Genomic DNA, 14,415 nt, shown 5'->3' on the forward strand with positions numbered 1-14,415 from the left:
AGAATGAAAAACAACACTTTAAAAGAAGACGTAGAAAAAGCTTACCAGAAATACGACATATTTTAAAACTGCTTTTAAATGAATTTACACCAACCTGCAAAGGCATTCAGGTAAAATCTAATCTGTTTTTTCAGTATTACTTCCTAAAAAAGATTCTCAAAACATTCGCAATATTCCTACATTATTTATAACGCAGGCACTTAATCTTGTTACGAAATGCAACATCGCAGCACTTTTCAAGAATTTTAATTATTTTAGCCCGCCATTTTATTTTGTAATATTGCGCCTGAAAGCTTCAACAAGCTTTATCTCTATTCGCAGTTATCCTAATCCATTACCATTAATTTATCTATATGCACCTAAGATCTATTCTTTTATCTGTCCTCCTATTTATATTCTGCCGGTACAACTACGCACAAAACTCTAAATATGATAAGCTTTTTGCTGAAACTGCACAGGTTCTGTTAAGCTCTAATCCTAAAAAAGCACTCAGCAATACAGATTATTTATATAAAATCTCACTGAATAACACTGAACGGATGAAAGCCAGTATGCTTAAAGCCACCCTTCTGCGACAATATGGACTGCGTAATGAAGCTGTATTGGTTCTCAAAAAAGCGGATAGTCTTGCAGCAGCCGATCGTAATTATTTCCAACAGGCGAGAATCAATGGTTTTCTGTCAACCCTGCACAGAGAAAATGAAATCTTCAGCATAGGAAAGATTTATCTCAACAAAGCTGTACAGGCCAGCAAGAAAATAAAGGATGCAGGTGAGCGGTATAAATTTCAGGGCAACCTGTCCCAGGAGATTGCCTATTATGAAATGGAAAAATTTAGTTATTCCAAAGCCATAGCACAGCTTAAAGATGGAAACCTGCTGTTTAAAAAAGCAGGTGCCGCTATTGATGTAAACTTCCAGACAGCGGTAAATGATGAGCTGATCGGAAAAAATTTTCTAGCCTTAAAAAGTGCCGATTCTGCGTTGTTCTATTATGAAAGAGGACGCAAAAGTCTCGCGGCATCCCAATCTGCGGAAAGCCCTCTGAAAGGATTCATCTTAAATGGACTGGGGAATGTTTACTTTAAAAAAGGAGATCGCAATCAAGCGTTGTCGTATTACATACAAGCGGAAAAAATTGCTGACCAGTCGAATTTTTTCACCCTTAAACAGGAAGTGTACAGCGCCCTGATGGACTTTTATAAAGAAACTGACAACAGGAAATACATCACCTATAATGAGATGAATCTCAAACTGCACAAGGACGAGGAAAAGAGCAGGAAAATCATTGCCGATGACCTTATTAAAACCCTACGAAAAGATCATATCAAAACGCGGTCGCAGTATAAAAAGAGTGCTATTATTATGGCGTCGGTTTTTGTTGCTATAGTGGTGCTGACCATTGCTTTTTTCACATATAGAAGAAGACAAGATCATAAAAACTTCAAAAGCCTTATCATGAGCAAGGCCAATGCAAAAAAAGATGCGGCGTTAAAAAGGGAATACTCAAAAGAGTATATGTCAGAGGCTACGGAGAATAGTATTCTAAACAGCTTGAGAGAATCCGAAAAAGCGCAATTTTACCTAAACAGCGAAGTATCTTTAACGACTCTGGCGGCAGAACTTGGCATCAATCACAGATATCTTTCTTATGTCATCAACAAAAATACCGAGAAAGATTTTGCTGGTTACATTAGTGAACTTAGAATCAATTATATCGTAGAGAGACTGCGCAACGATCCAAGCTTTCTAAAATATAAAATAAGTTACTTGGCTGATCTATGCGGGTTCTCCTCCCACAGTAGATTTACAACAACGTTTAAAAAAATAACAGGGACGTCTCCTGTAGATTTTATTAAAGATCTCGAACAGAAACATAATGCCTGAGTATTAGATTACAAACATCTTAAAAAGCCGGCTCATTACTAGTAATAAAACTAATAAACATTAAAGAAAATTGTGGCAGAATCGCAGCTAATCAGATGCAATTAGCTGCGGGATTCACTTCCTCGCGGAAATTAATTCTTTTGCAAACTCCATTTCCTTGTCATAACCCGACAGGTATTCGCTGATGGAAGGCTGTATTTCGTAATCTGGCAGTACTCCTCGGCCGAAAGGAATTGTATCTGCTTTAGGTTCTATTACAAATTTGCATAAGGGAATGCGGCCTGTTATAGCTGAATTAGGAAGCGTAAAATTTAGAAAACTTCCGCTTGAATTTCCATAATAGCCTCCCCCAGTCTCTTCACCAATAAATTTTGCATTGGTATAATTTTTTGCAAGTGCTGCAAATTCTGATCCTCCAGAAAAAGTGAGACCTGAAATCAAGATATAGATATCTCCTTTAAAATTTTTTATATTCGGTTTTTCACCCACATAATGCCCTTCTTTGTTTAAATATCTGCCATCTGTTGCCAAATAAAAATCTGCTTTTAATTCTTCTTTCAAAATTTCTTTTTGATCTGCGTAATTTGTGTGTTGTAAAAAAGAATAGGTAAATCCCGGAATTTCAACATATTTATATTTTTTATACTCTTCATTGGTTAGGTAAGATAAAAAATGGTCTTCCATTCCCTGCTCGCCTCCTTCATTTTTTCTGATATCAATAATCAGGTGTTTAATTTTATAAGAAGAAATACTGTCAAATGCTTTTTTAAGAAATGTCTGAAACCCTTGTCGTTTAAGGCTATAGCTTCCTAAACTAAACGTATTGACGGTTATAACAGCCGTTGATGTTGTTGGATCAATTGAGAAATCAGATGGCTTATTGAATGTATAATTGGGAATCTGTTTTTTAATTTCCTCATACAGTTCTGTAAACTCCTTAAAACTGCAGGAAGGTACATTTTCATAAACCACTTTTTCGTTGGTATCTGGATTTAAAAGTTCCAGTTTAACAAATTTTGAAGCAGGGAAATATCTTGCATAATATTTAGAAAATGCTCCTTCTACCCAGCGGTATTTACTGGTCATGTTGAATCCGTCAGCCGGTTCTATGTCAAGCATTTTTTTCATGATGCTTTCTATAGTTTCATCATTTATTTTGTAAAGAAGCAGTCCTTTTAATTTGAAATTTTTATAATCCTTAATAACAAATACCTTTTTATCTAAAACTTTAATTCCAAATGGAAGATAGGTTCCATTTTGTTTTAAAAAAGCGGTAGTTTCATCTGAAACTTTGATGTTACAATGACCTTCTTTGGTAAAAGAAACGACCGGTGCCAGAATTCTGTAAAATTCCAAAGCGTCCATAGGTCGTTTTATTTTATTTTTCTGAAGATCGCAGATACTGTCAAATTGTGTCCTTGAATTGTACCAAAGTCCGACTCTGGTTTCATAATAGGCATTCTGCAGTAAATTAAAATCGGAAAGAAGGTTTTTAACTGGAATTTTTTCCAGCATATTGGGAACTTCTTTCACCTTAATGCTATATTTTCCAGATTGAGAATTTGATTGTTCATCAAGCGGTCTAATCTTAATTTCAAATTCATCAGTTTTGTCGGGACAAAACAAAATTTTCTCAGGCCCGTTCTTCCCATTTGGCGAATCTACTTCTGCCATTAACTTTCCTTCTCTGTTACTAATCGAAACTACAAGATCTATTCCCTGCTGCTGTACATTTATTGTATAATACCTGTCGGCTTTAAGTTTGATTTTAAAGGACTGTTCTTGGCTTCTTTCAATATCAAGATTATCAATAAGATTATTTAATTTAATAGTCTCATTTTTCTTCTGGGCAGTAAGAGACGTACACATGCATAGTGCCAAAAATATTAGAAAAAATCTTTTTTTCATTTCAATTCAGAATTAGGATATCCAAAAATACAATGTTGAAGTGAAACTCTATTGTACGATATTGCAGCATTCTAATGCTTATGAAATTTATAATGAAGCGGGGTTACACCTGTAAATTCCTTGAATTTTCTACAGAAATGAGCTGTGTCGTAAAATCCGCTTTCAATCGCAGTATCTGCTAACTCAAGTCCTTCTGTAAGTAGGATTTTAGATTTTTCAATTCGTTTTAAAATTAAATAATTATTGGGAGTAAGACCAGTTTCGTGTTTGAACAGCCTGAGAAACTTATATTTATCAAGTCCAAAGCTTTTTGCGGTCTCTTCCAGTGAAAATTTCTCCGTTACCCGATCTTCCAAGAATCGCGAAAAAAGACTAATTTCTGAATTTTTAAAGTGATGGTTCTTGCCATAAAGCCGGATCAGTTTTTCCAACAGAGCCAGCAAGGCTTTTTCGGCATTAATCCCAATGCTGCTGAAATTTTGGGAAAGGAAGTAAAAATCATGAAAAAGCTCTTGGTTGTACACAATTTTTTCCTCGAAGAAAACCTCATGATTATGGTTTATCATTTTCAGGACGTCCGGCGAAACGTAAAATGTAAAAAATGAGTTGCCGGTTTTTCCGTCGCATGGTGTTGCATGTACCTCAAAAGGATTAGTAATAGACAAGGTTCCAGCCGGTGCATGAAGGTGTTTATCTGTCAGTTTGGTATCAAAAGTATGCTTTAAGATTAAGGCAATATTAAAAGTATCATGCGTATGATAAGGAAAACTAACGGTATTGTTTTGCGCATTGAGCAGTTCAAGACCATCCAAAATAGGAAGTTTATGATAGGTATTGCTATTTTTCACCGCTGCACAGATTATTTGTTTACAATTGATATGCTGATTCGCTAAAATAATCAAAAATATAAAGCGCGGCACATCAATATCCTACAAACCAAATCTTTACTGCACTTTCAAAGACCAAAATCAAAAACAAAATCTAAGCAGCATTAAATAATCTGACTAACCCAAATGAATCAATTGCAGATGTGGTTATGATTATTAAAGAAAAAAATCAAAAATATCTTTTGTGAATTCTGTGGATGACTATAAACAAAGAATATTAATTGATTAAATCAGAACAAGAATATGATAATAAAACAGAATCACATCTGATTTTTAATTTATAATAACTTACTCATTGAATTAAGCGTAAAAAAGAGCACATAATTTTATTCTTCTTTTTACCAATCTGCTTTTCATGGGTTCAAACTTAGACTGAATTTCACCATTCTCTTTAATGTAAACCACGAAAGGCTGGTTTAATGTATGGGTAAGGTGATAAATAGTCACTAATTCTGCTATATCCTCATGCCATGATGCCATTCCATACAACGATACAAATGGTGTTTTCTTAAGTGAATCGTAGATATTCTTTGCTGATGCAATTGGCTGAACTTCCCCACCTCTGAAACGTGTTTTTTCCAATTGCGGTTTTGTATATCTCGCTTCAGGAACATTATATAGACGCCATATATTTCTAGTATAGGCAGTATGATTAACGACAGAGTCTGTTTCTTCAGCATGCGGAGTCAATTTTAGTACTGCATCTACAACATGAGTAGCTTCATGCAACAATACGTACACAAAAGCATCAAAATTTCCTGCATCGATTTGTAGCTCAAGCGATGGTCTGGCTGAAGTATCATATAGAGATTTTTCTTTTACGGTAGCCCATTCTGAAATGGTTTCATTCAAAATCCCGGCTCGAAAAGTAATATTGAATTTTTTATTAGCCGCTGCTTCTTGTTCAACTGGCGAAGTAAGAGCTGTATTGGGCATATTGTCCATAAAACTAATGCTTTGTAAATGCTCTTTAAGAATCTTCAGATGCAATGGAGGCAGTAATGAAAAAGCGTTTGCCACTTTTCGCTGTTCTGTTTCTGTCAAAACATGATTGGCAGGTGACATTCCAGCTTCAATAAACTTGGCAAAAATACTTTCCGGTGCTACAGCTATCCGATCGCGATAGAAAGAATAATCTGCATTAGTATTTGTCTGAGCAGAAAGTTTACTAATAAGAATGATATTAAAAAAAATAATGATGAGTTTATTGTACGTCATTAATTTGAATTTAAGTGTTACATCAAGACCACAATTTCGTTTTGTTGCCTGCATATTGCAAAATTAATACATATCCAAATCTGTGCAATAGGAGAATAACTTATCCCTATATAAAATCATTTAACAGGCGAACTACGACTACAATATTATCCGTTTGGGCTACATCTATCTATACGTAACCAGTGAACTTTGTAATATCAAAATATTAGTACTATGGATTTAAAAAACAGCACCATCCTGATTACAGGAGGAACCAGCGGCATAGGTTTGGAATTTGTAAAACAACTTACCGAACAAGGGTCGACAATAATCGTTACAGGCCGCAAACAAGAAGCTTTAAATGACACTAAAAGGCGTTTTCCAAAAATACACGTTTTTCAGAGTGATGTCAGCAGTCCGGAAGCTATAAGACAGTTATACAAATCTGTTACCCAGCAATTTCCTGATCTGAATATTATAATCAATAATGCCGGCGAAATGCGATTGATTGATATGCAGGACACTTCAAAAGGTCTCGAAAACCTTACCCGCGAAATCGACATCAACCTCTCGGGTAGTATCCAGATGACATATCAGTTCTTGCCACATCTTATAAAAAAGCAATCCGCTGCGATTGTTAATGTTTCTTCTGCTATTGCCTTTATGGCTTACTCTTCAGCACCTGTTTACAGCGCATCGAAAGCTGGTCTCCACGCTTTTACAATGGCATTACGCATGCAATTAAAGAAAACGAGTGTAAAAGTGCTCGAATTTATTCCACCGGGAGTAAATACTAATCTGCAAAATGACTGGGTTTTGCAGCCCAATCCACGCCAGATGATGGATGCAGACAAAGTAGTGCAGACCGCAATTAAAGGTCTGCAAAAAAATACTCCTGAAATAATGCCGATGCTGGTAAAGGTCATCAAATTATTAGGTCGTATCATTCCTAAAGCACTGATGAATTTCGGACACAGAGAATTTGAAAGATTCAAACAACTTAATTATCAACAAAAAAAATCATAAAATGAAAAAATATGTTTTAGCAATACTAGTACTGGTGTCGGTAACATCCTCTGCCCAATTGCCTGCCGATAAAATTATAGGTATTTGGCAATGCGAAGATTATAAAATAGAAGTGTTTAAATCAGGAAACACCTATTCGGCAAAGCTTTTATGGTCAAAAGACATGTTTGAAGCCGATGGAAGAACGCCTAAGAGAGACAGTAAAAATCCTGATGCAAAATTGAAAACGCGTTCAGTGCAGGGAATTATCCATATTACCCAATTAGCGTTTGATGACGGAGAATATGTCAATGGAAAGCTTTATAGCATACAAGATGGTAATACCTACAGCCTGAAAGGCAAGCTTAAATCCGCTGAAGAATTGGAAACCAGAGGCTATAAAGGTGTACCAATGCTTGGAAAAACTTTTAAATGGAAACGTGTAAAATAAATATAATGAATACAAACAGTAACGACACCTTATCGAAGTTTTGGTTCATCGTTTCAAACGCTGTTCCTCCAATAGGCTTTTTTCTGTTTTTTAGACACCGGAGCCAATACCCAAACAAAGCACGCAGAGCATTAACAAGCGGCTTAATCGGAGTTCCGATTGCAATACTAATGGGTTACATAATAAACACTTATATTCTAAAATAATACAACTATGGCTAAAAATATAATTTCGTTGCTACTGCTGATCGTATCTGTAGTATTGAATGCAAAACATTCTTGGGACACATTCAATTATAAAAGCAATCCTGAGTCTGTGAAGGCAATGACCAACCTGGGAATTAGTGAATCCGCTATACCCTTCCTTGGAATCCTAATGCTACTAATTACAGCATTGTTATTGATTCCGCGTACATTTTTCATTGGCAACTTATTCAATGCCTTTGCAATTGTTCTCATTATGGCCTTGGCTTTAAAGTCTGGCAATTATAAAATGGCATTGATCGAAATACCGTTTCTGGTAATGCCATTAATTATGATTTGGCTTAATTATCCTTTCAAAAAATAACTTAACTTGCATTATGGCAAATTTCAAACCTTATAGAATAAACTCAATATCTGAGATACACCAGCTGATGGGGCTTCCAAAACCCCATCATCCGCTAATTAGCATTGTAGATCTAAAAGGTCTCCGTAATGATACTGGTATTGATGCCGTTATTTTCGACATGTATGTAATTTCAATGAAAAGAGGCTGCGACGGACTACATTATGGACAGCAGAAATATGACTTTGACGAGGGGCTTATGGCTTTTTTATCTCCGGGACAGGTTTTGCGTGGTGAAGAAAGCGGTGTTCCTCCTAATCTTGAAGGATGGATGCTTTTTGTACATCCCGATTTTTTATGGAATACCTCTCTAGCCAAAAAAATAAAAAAATATGAATACTTTGGTTATTCGACCAGCGAAGCATTATTTCTTTCTGATAAAGAAGAAACGGTTATAAATGACATTGTAAAAAATATAAAAGAAGAATATCATTCTAACATCGACAAATTCAGTCAGGATATTATTATTTCAAACCTTGAAACTCTGTTGAATTATTCAGAACGTTTTTACGAAAGGCAGTTCATTACGAGAAAAGTCACAAATCATAAATTACTGGAAAGAGTTGAGGATTTACTGGAAAATTACTTTCTTAGCAATCAACAGGTATTAAACGGGATTCCATCTGTTGATTTTCTTGCCCAAAAACTTAATATTTCTCCCAAATACCTCAGCAGTATGCTCAAGCAGCTTACTGGACTTACTGCCCAGCAGCACATACAAATCAAGGTACTTGAGCAAGCTAAAGAAAAGCTTTCTACATCTGGACTTACAGTGGGTGAGATAGCTTTTGATCTCGGATTTGAGCATTCGCAGTCGTTTAGCAAGTTTTTTAAAAGTAAAACAAACCTCTCTCCTTTAGAATTTAGAAGATCATTCAATTAAAGCTGTAGTGCTATTACAACCTACAACCTTTCAAATTTAATGATCATGGATTTGAATCTAAACGTTTTAAAATCAGTGATCGTAAACGTTCTTCATGCTCATCACCCCAATTTCCTATGGCTGAAATTACAGGAATTAGTGTTTTGCCAAAATCTGTCAAGCTGTATTCGACTTTAGGAGGCACAACAGGGTAAATAACCTTTGAAACAAGTTCATGTTCCTCTAATTCCTTCAGCTGAATATTTAAAACCCTGCGGGAAGCATCTGGTATTTTACGCTACAGTTCACTTGGTCTTTTATGTCCCTGATTAATAAACCAAAGCAAACGGATCTTCCATTTACCGTACAATACTTCACCAATTAAATCTAGACCGCAGTTTAAGTTTGGAATTGTTTTTCTTTCATACATATTGCAAAATTAATATATATCCCAATTTGTGCAATAGGGGAATAATTTATCCCTATATGAATCGTAACTCCGTACTTGTGAGGAAGTAACGTACTTCCGAGATTTGTACAAAGAAATTTAAAATACGATATAAGATGGACTATCAAAATGAATTATCAGGCAGAATTGCCTTAGTAACAGGTGGTACAAAAGGAACTGGAAAAGCAATTGCAGAAAGACTGCTGCAAGCAGGTGCAACAGTAATTATTACTGCTAGAAATGCATCCGAAAAAGAAAACAGCAAATTACATTTTATTCCTTCCGATTTAAGTACAAAAGAAGGAGCAGAAAAAGTAATCAGCGAAGTGCTTTCGTCGTATGGAAGGCTCGATATTCTGGTAAACAATCTTGGCTCTTCGGCAACGCCTGCCGGCGGCTTCAGCGCATTGACTGATGAAGACTGGGAATCAACTCTACAGGCTAATTTGCTCGCTCCTGTTCGACTAGACAGAGGATTCTTACCACAAATGATCGATAAAAAAAGTGGTGTTATTATCCACATAGCTTCAATTCAGGGAAAACTGCCCCTGTATGATTCTACATTGCCTTATGCTGCCGCAAAAGCAGGACTAATCAATTACAGTAAAAGTTTATCAAATGAAGTTACTCCAAAAGGTGTTCGCGTGCTGACAGTTTCACCGGGATGGATAAATACAACCGCATCCAAAGACTGGCTGGGAGAGATTGCAAGAAATGCAAACAGTACTATAGAAGAAGCCCAACAAAGTGTTATGAATGCATTGGGAGGAATACCTTACGGCAGACCTGCCGAACCTGAAGAAGTAGCTGAATTAGTTGGATTTCTTGTTTCACCAAGAGCCAGTTATTTAACAGGTACTGAATTTGTAATCGATGGCGGAACAGTACCAACCATTTAATAATCTTAAAAAATAATACCATGAACTTACCAAAAGTAATAACAGATTTAGTTAATGCACAGAATAGTTTTGACAGCATTGCCTACTCCAATTGTTTTTCTGAAACCGCTGTAGTTTTTGATGAAGGAAAAACACATAACGGAAGATCAGATATCCAAAATTGGATTGAAGAATCCAACCAAAAATACAGGTCAGTGATGAAACCTCTTGAATATACTGAAAATGGCACAACGAGTGTATTATCTGCAGAGTGTTCTGGCACCTTTCCCGGAAGCCCAATTATATTAAAATTTCATTTTGATATTGTTGATGACCAAATTCAGCATCTAAAAGTTACTGAATAAAAAAACAAAGAGAGCGACTGAAAATCAGACACTCTCTTTGTTTTTTTTTAAGCCTACAGTATAATATTACTGCACAGTCATAAAAATATTTACGTTTGAAGAAACAAAATATTGATAATTAAAATCTAGTAAAAATTAAACTCGCGTCGATTTTCAAAACACATAATCTCTGCGCAAGCGATCGCAATCCAAGAAACGCATTCGCTTACACAGAGAAATTATAAAGACTTTTATTTGCAGTTTTTAACCTGAACACGGTATAGTTTTTTTTATATTGAAAACCAACCTTTTACATCATCTTCAATAGTTTCTCTTAATGTAAGATGATTAAATTCATTTGTTACAGGGTTGTATTGATAGTCTTCCTGCCACTCTTCAATGTTTACAATGATTTGTTCAACAGCTTTACAGATAAATAAAAGTTCTTCATTTTTCATTGTTGGATGAAGTGAAACTCTTACCCAGCCGGGTTTATCGGTTAAATTTTTCTCAAGGATTCCACTGGTGATTTCTTTTGATTTTTCTTCATCAATATTCAACAGATAATGAGCATATGTACTTGCACACGACCAACCGCCTCGCACCTGAATTCCGAAACGGTCATTTAATAATCTTACGATCAAATTATAGTGAATATTCTCTACGGTAAACGAAACACAGCCAATTCTTTCTGTTTTTAAATCACCCAGAATTGTCAATCCTTTTATTTTTTGCAGTTCAGCAAAACAAAGATCCAACAGTTCTTTTTCTCTGTTTTTCATTTTTTGAACATTCATTTTATTTTTTAGTTCCAGACACAAAGCAGTACGCATAACCTGCAGAAATCCCGGAGTTCCACCGTCTTCTTTAACCTCAATCGCATCACTGTAATGATAGCCGCCCCACGGATTGGTACATTTTACATTTCCTCCGCCTGGATTATCCGGAAAATGAGACTTGTATAGTTTTTCATTGAAAACTAAAATCCCGCATGTTCCAGGTCCGCCCAGAAATTTATGAGGCGAAAAGAAAATCGCATCCAATTGTTCTTCGGGATTTTCTGGATGCATATCGATTGAAACATATGGTGCCGAAGCTGCAAAATCGACAAAACAATAACCGCCATTTTGATGCATTATTTTAGCCAATTCATAATACGGTGTAATAATTCCTGTAACGTTCGAACAAGCTGTAAAGGAACCTATTTTAAGCGTTCTGTTCTCGTATTTTTTAATTTCTTGTGCCAATATTTCTGGATCGACTAGATTGTCTTTTCCGCAAGGTAAAACGACCACATCAGCAATAGTTTCGTACCAAGGAACCTGATTAGAATGATGTTCCATGTGTGTAATAAAAACTACTGGTCTTTCATCATCAAAATTCAATTTTACATTGTAAATGTTGTCTTTGGAACGTAGTCCCATAATACGCTGTAATTTGTTTAAGGCAGCTGTCATTCCAGTTCCGGCTGCAACAAGACAGTCTGCTTCGGATGCATTTATATGTTTCTTAATCAATTCTCTAGCATATTGATATGCATACGTTGAAGCTTTTCCAGTCTGGCTGGAAAACGAATGCGTATTGGCAATCATAGGACCTATTTTTCGAAGCATAATATCCTCGATAGGAACATATAATCTTCCGCTGGCAATCCAATCTGCATATAGAACTTTTTGTGGTCCGTAAATCGATTCGAAACTATGATTGAATCCAATTGTATTTTCTCTGAATTCAGAAAAGTAATTTTCGAGTTCGCTGGGTATTGTTTTCAAAATAGTATCCATTTCATTCATTTGCTAAAGCATTTTACTTTTTAAAATTTTTAATTCCACCCTGCAGCCAATTGTAATATTCTTCTATATCAGGATTATAGGCTGAAGTTTCTGTTAAAGAATTACTTTTATGATCTACAATTACATAAAATGGCTGTGCATTAGCTTTATACGTTTTAATTTGTAAATCACTCCATTTGTTTCCAATGGTTTTGATTTTTTTGCCAGTCGTTTCAGAAACATATTGTTCGCTTTCAGGCAGTTCTTTTTTATCATCAACATACAATGAAATTAAAACGACATCATTATTCAAAACGCCTAGAACTTTTGGATCTGACCAAACTAATTCTTCCATTTTTCGGCAGTTTACGCAGGCATATCCTGTGAAATCTAATAGGACTGGTTTTCCAACTTTTTTCGCATATTCTATTCCTTTATCATAATCATGGAAAGTGATAATGTTCTGCGGACCGTGTTCTGCACCTTCTGGCAGCGAACCTGTAATTTTTAATTCAGAATTACCCGAAACTCCAAGTCCGTTTGGAGATTCGCTGTAGTGCATGGGCGGAGGAAATCCGCTGATTAATTTAAGAGGTGCGCCCCAAAGACCTGGAATTAAATAAATAGTAAAAGTTAAAACGATCAGTCCGAAACTTAATCTTCCTACTGAAATATGGTTTAAAGGCGAATCATGCGGAAGCGTAATTTTCCCGAATAAATAAAAAGCCAGCATTCCGAAAACGGCAATCCAAATAGCAAGGAAAATTTCTCTTTCCAGCCAATGCAATTGCAGAACTAAATCGGCATTTGATAAAAATTTGAAAGCGAGAGCCAATTCTAAAAACCCTAAAACTACTTTTACGGTATTCAGCCATCCGCCTGATTTTGGCAACGCATTTAACCAGCCTGGAAAAGCCGCAAATAATGAAAATGGTAATGCAATAGCAATCGAAAATCCTAACATTCCAACAATTGGAGCTATTCCGCCCTTTGAAGCCGCTTCCACCAATAAAGTTCCTACGATTGGTCCTGTACAAGAAAATGATACAATGGCTAAAGCCAAAGCCATAAAGAAAATTCCAATCAATCCTCCTCTATCTGCTTGCGAATCGACTTTGTTGGCTAACGAACTTGGCAATACAATTTCGAAAGCTCCTAAAAACGAACAGGCAAAAACAACCAATAAAACAAAGAAAATCAAGTTGAACCAAACGTTGGTTGAGAGTGCATTGAGCGAGTCTGCACCAAAAACTGCCGTTACAATTGAGCCCAACAAAACATAAATAATTACGATAGAAATTCCGTAAATCATGGCGTTTCTAATTCCTGCCGCTTTGGTTTTACTCTGTTTTGTAAAATAACTTACCGTCATCGGAATCATTGGAAAAACGCAAGGCGTTAACAATGCTGCAAATCCAGATAAAAATGCTACAATAAAAATCGTCAGTAATCCTCTCGATTCGGTTTTCTTTGGTAAATGAGACGCTGTTTCTGAAGTTTTCTCACCAGGTTGAATAACCGTTTTTTCTGGTGTTACAGAATCTGTTTTTACAATTGGAGTTTCTTCCGCAGGAGCGGCTTTTTTCTCATTCGGAATTTTAAAAATCAATTCTTCTGTAGATGGCGGCAAACAATTGCTGTCGTCGCAAACCATAAAATCTACAGCTGCAGAAATGTTTGCAATCTCGTTTGAAGTAAATTTGATTTTTTGGGTAAAAAGTGCTTTATCTTCAAAATATTTGATTTTCATATCGAAGATTTTATCGACTGTTTCGTGTCCTTTGTCTTCGGTTGTTTTTCCAATTAATTCGAATTTTTTCGGCTGATTATTGAACGAAAAAGCTGTTGGCGAAGGTCCGCCTTCTTCAATATATTGTCCGTATAAATGCCAGCCCGATTGTATTTTCGCCTGAGCTTTTAAAATATATTCTCTTTCTGAAATTTTCTCTACAGTGGTTGACCATTTTACCGGATTATACATTTGTCCGAACATGGAAACTGAGATCAATAACAGGAATGCAATTATGGTATTTCTCATTGTTTTTTGATTAGATTTTTGGAAAAAAAGAGCTGTCGGCAAAAACAGCTCTTTTGGTCTTTCACAGAAAATGGGCTTACTAATTCAGATTCTAAAATGAAATAATGAAAGACGACTATTAAAATTAAGTTTT

13 protein-coding genes are annotated in these 14,415 nt (G+C 35.7%); 7 read left to right on the top strand and 6 right to left on the bottom strand.

What is annotated here, in order from left to right:
- The first annotated feature begins 353 nt into the window (after positions 1-353).
- Positions 354-1,886 carry an AraC family transcriptional regulator gene (locus P2W75_RS13725; protein WP_276380879.1) on the top strand — a complete coding sequence of 511 codons (1,533 nt, stop codon included), beginning with the start codon at positions 354-356 and terminating at the stop codon, positions 1,884-1,886.
- Positions 1,887-2,000: 114 nt separating this feature from the next.
- Here the strand turns inward: P2W75_RS13725 and P2W75_RS13730 are convergent, their stop codons facing one another.
- From P2W75_RS13730 to P2W75_RS13740, 3 genes are all read right to left on the bottom strand, one after another.
- On the bottom strand, positions 2,001-3,794 hold the full coding sequence (locus tag P2W75_RS13730; protein ID WP_276380880.1) for a S41 family peptidase: 1,794 nt from the start codon (positions 3,792-3,794) through the stop codon (positions 2,001-2,003).
- A gap of 71 nt (positions 3,795-3,865) precedes the next feature.
- Positions 3,866-4,642 (bottom strand): AraC family transcriptional regulator, encoded by a 777-nt coding sequence (locus tag P2W75_RS13735; protein ID WP_276380881.1) that lies wholly within the window; start codon positions 4,640-4,642, stop codon positions 3,866-3,868.
- A 339-nt stretch (positions 4,643-4,981) separates the two neighbouring features.
- Entirely contained in the window at positions 4,982-5,953 is a 972-nt protein-coding gene (locus tag P2W75_RS13740; RefSeq protein ID WP_276380882.1) for a hypothetical protein, read from the bottom strand.
- Between the two features lie 159 nt (positions 5,954-6,112).
- Between P2W75_RS13740 and P2W75_RS13745 the strand changes: the two genes are divergently transcribed.
- From P2W75_RS13745 to P2W75_RS13760, 4 genes are all read left to right on the top strand, one after another.
- Positions 6,113-6,904: an SDR family oxidoreductase gene (locus P2W75_RS13745; RefSeq protein ID WP_276380883.1), complete on the top strand. Its 792-nt coding sequence runs from the start codon at positions 6,113-6,115 to the stop codon at positions 6,902-6,904.
- A 1-nt stretch (position 6,905) separates the two neighbouring features.
- On the top strand, positions 6,906-7,334 hold the full coding sequence (locus P2W75_RS13750; RefSeq protein WP_276380884.1) for a DUF2147 domain-containing protein: 429 nt from the start codon (positions 6,906-6,908) through the stop codon (positions 7,332-7,334).
- Positions 7,335-7,547: 213 nt separating this feature from the next.
- Positions 7,548-7,901, top strand: a complete 354-nt coding sequence (locus tag P2W75_RS13755; protein WP_276380885.1) for a hypothetical protein — start codon at positions 7,548-7,550, stop codon at positions 7,899-7,901.
- 13 nt (positions 7,902-7,914) lie between these two features.
- Complete coding sequence (locus P2W75_RS13760; RefSeq protein WP_276380886.1) at positions 7,915-8,823, top strand: AraC family transcriptional regulator; 909 nt, start codon at positions 7,915-7,917, stop codon at positions 8,821-8,823.
- Positions 8,824-8,866: 43 nt separating this feature from the next.
- Here the strand turns inward: P2W75_RS13760 and P2W75_RS13765 are convergent, their stop codons facing one another.
- Entirely contained in the window at positions 8,867-9,094 is a 228-nt protein-coding gene (locus tag P2W75_RS13765; RefSeq protein WP_276381007.1) for a winged helix-turn-helix transcriptional regulator, read from the bottom strand.
- A gap of 272 nt (positions 9,095-9,366) precedes the next feature.
- Here P2W75_RS13765 and P2W75_RS13770 point away from each other — a divergent pair, with 272 nt between their 5' ends.
- Together P2W75_RS13770 and P2W75_RS13775 are read left to right on the top strand one after the other, a co-directional pair.
- Entirely contained in the window at positions 9,367-10,149 is a 783-nt protein-coding gene (locus P2W75_RS13770; protein WP_276380887.1) for an SDR family oxidoreductase, read from the top strand.
- A 20-nt stretch (positions 10,150-10,169) separates the two neighbouring features.
- Positions 10,170-10,493, top strand: coding sequence for a nuclear transport factor 2 family protein (locus P2W75_RS13775; RefSeq protein ID WP_276380888.1), 324 nt, complete (start codon positions 10,170-10,172; stop codon positions 10,491-10,493).
- Between the two features lie 269 nt (positions 10,494-10,762).
- Here the strand turns inward: P2W75_RS13775 and P2W75_RS13780 are convergent, their stop codons facing one another.
- Together P2W75_RS13780 and P2W75_RS13785 are read right to left on the bottom strand one after the other, a co-directional pair.
- The gene (locus P2W75_RS13780; RefSeq protein ID WP_276380889.1) at positions 10,763-12,265 is read right to left on the bottom strand and encodes an aminotransferase class V-fold PLP-dependent enzyme; all 1,503 of its coding nucleotides are present in this window, start codon (positions 12,263-12,265) and stop codon (positions 10,763-10,765) included.
- 13 nt (positions 12,266-12,278) lie between these two features.
- On the bottom strand, positions 12,279-14,282 hold the full coding sequence (locus tag P2W75_RS13785) for a cytochrome c biogenesis protein CcdA (protein WP_276380890.1): 2,004 nt from the start codon (positions 14,280-14,282) through the stop codon (positions 12,279-12,281).
- Between the last annotated feature and the right edge of the window lie 133 nt (positions 14,283-14,415).

Source organism: Flavobacterium sp. H4147 (assembly GCF_029360735.1).
Taxonomy (GTDB): domain Bacteria; phylum Bacteroidota; class Bacteroidia; order Flavobacteriales; family Flavobacteriaceae; genus Flavobacterium; species Flavobacterium endoglycinae.

What these genes read in the sequence shown, in the direction of transcription:
- P2W75_RS13725 (WP_276380879.1), top strand. Translation starts at nt 354, where the DNA reads ATGCACCTAAGATCTATTCTTTTATCTGTCCTCCTATTTATATTCTGC.
- P2W75_RS13745 (WP_276380883.1), top strand. Translation starts at nt 6,113, where the DNA reads ATGGATTTAAAAAACAGCACCATCCTGATTACAGGAGGAACCAGCGGC.
- P2W75_RS13760 (WP_276380886.1), top strand. Translation starts at nt 7,915, where the DNA reads ATGGCAAATTTCAAACCTTATAGAATAAACTCAATATCTGAGATACAC.
- P2W75_RS13750 (WP_276380884.1), top strand. Translation starts at nt 6,906, where the DNA reads ATGAAAAAATATGTTTTAGCAATACTAGTACTGGTGTCGGTAACATCC.
- P2W75_RS13770 (WP_276380887.1), top strand. Translation starts at nt 9,367, where the DNA reads ATGGACTATCAAAATGAATTATCAGGCAGAATTGCCTTAGTAACAGGT.
- P2W75_RS13755 (WP_276380885.1), top strand. Translation starts at nt 7,548, where the DNA reads ATGGCTAAAAATATAATTTCGTTGCTACTGCTGATCGTATCTGTAGTA.
- P2W75_RS13740 (WP_276380882.1), bottom strand. Translation starts at nt 5,953, where the DNA reads ATGCAGGCAACAAAACGAAATTGTGGTCTTGATGTAACACTTAAATTC.
- P2W75_RS13780 (WP_276380889.1), bottom strand. Translation starts at nt 12,265, where the DNA reads ATGAATGAAATGGATACTATTTTGAAAACAATACCCAGCGAACTCGAA.
- P2W75_RS13775 (WP_276380888.1), top strand. Translation starts at nt 10,170, where the DNA reads ATGAACTTACCAAAAGTAATAACAGATTTAGTTAATGCACAGAATAGT.
- P2W75_RS13785 (WP_276380890.1), bottom strand. Translation starts at nt 14,282, where the DNA reads ATGAGAAATACCATAATTGCATTCCTGTTATTGATCTCAGTTTCCATG.
- P2W75_RS13730 (WP_276380880.1), bottom strand. Translation starts at nt 3,794, where the DNA reads ATGAAAAAAAGATTTTTTCTAATATTTTTGGCACTATGCATGTGTACG.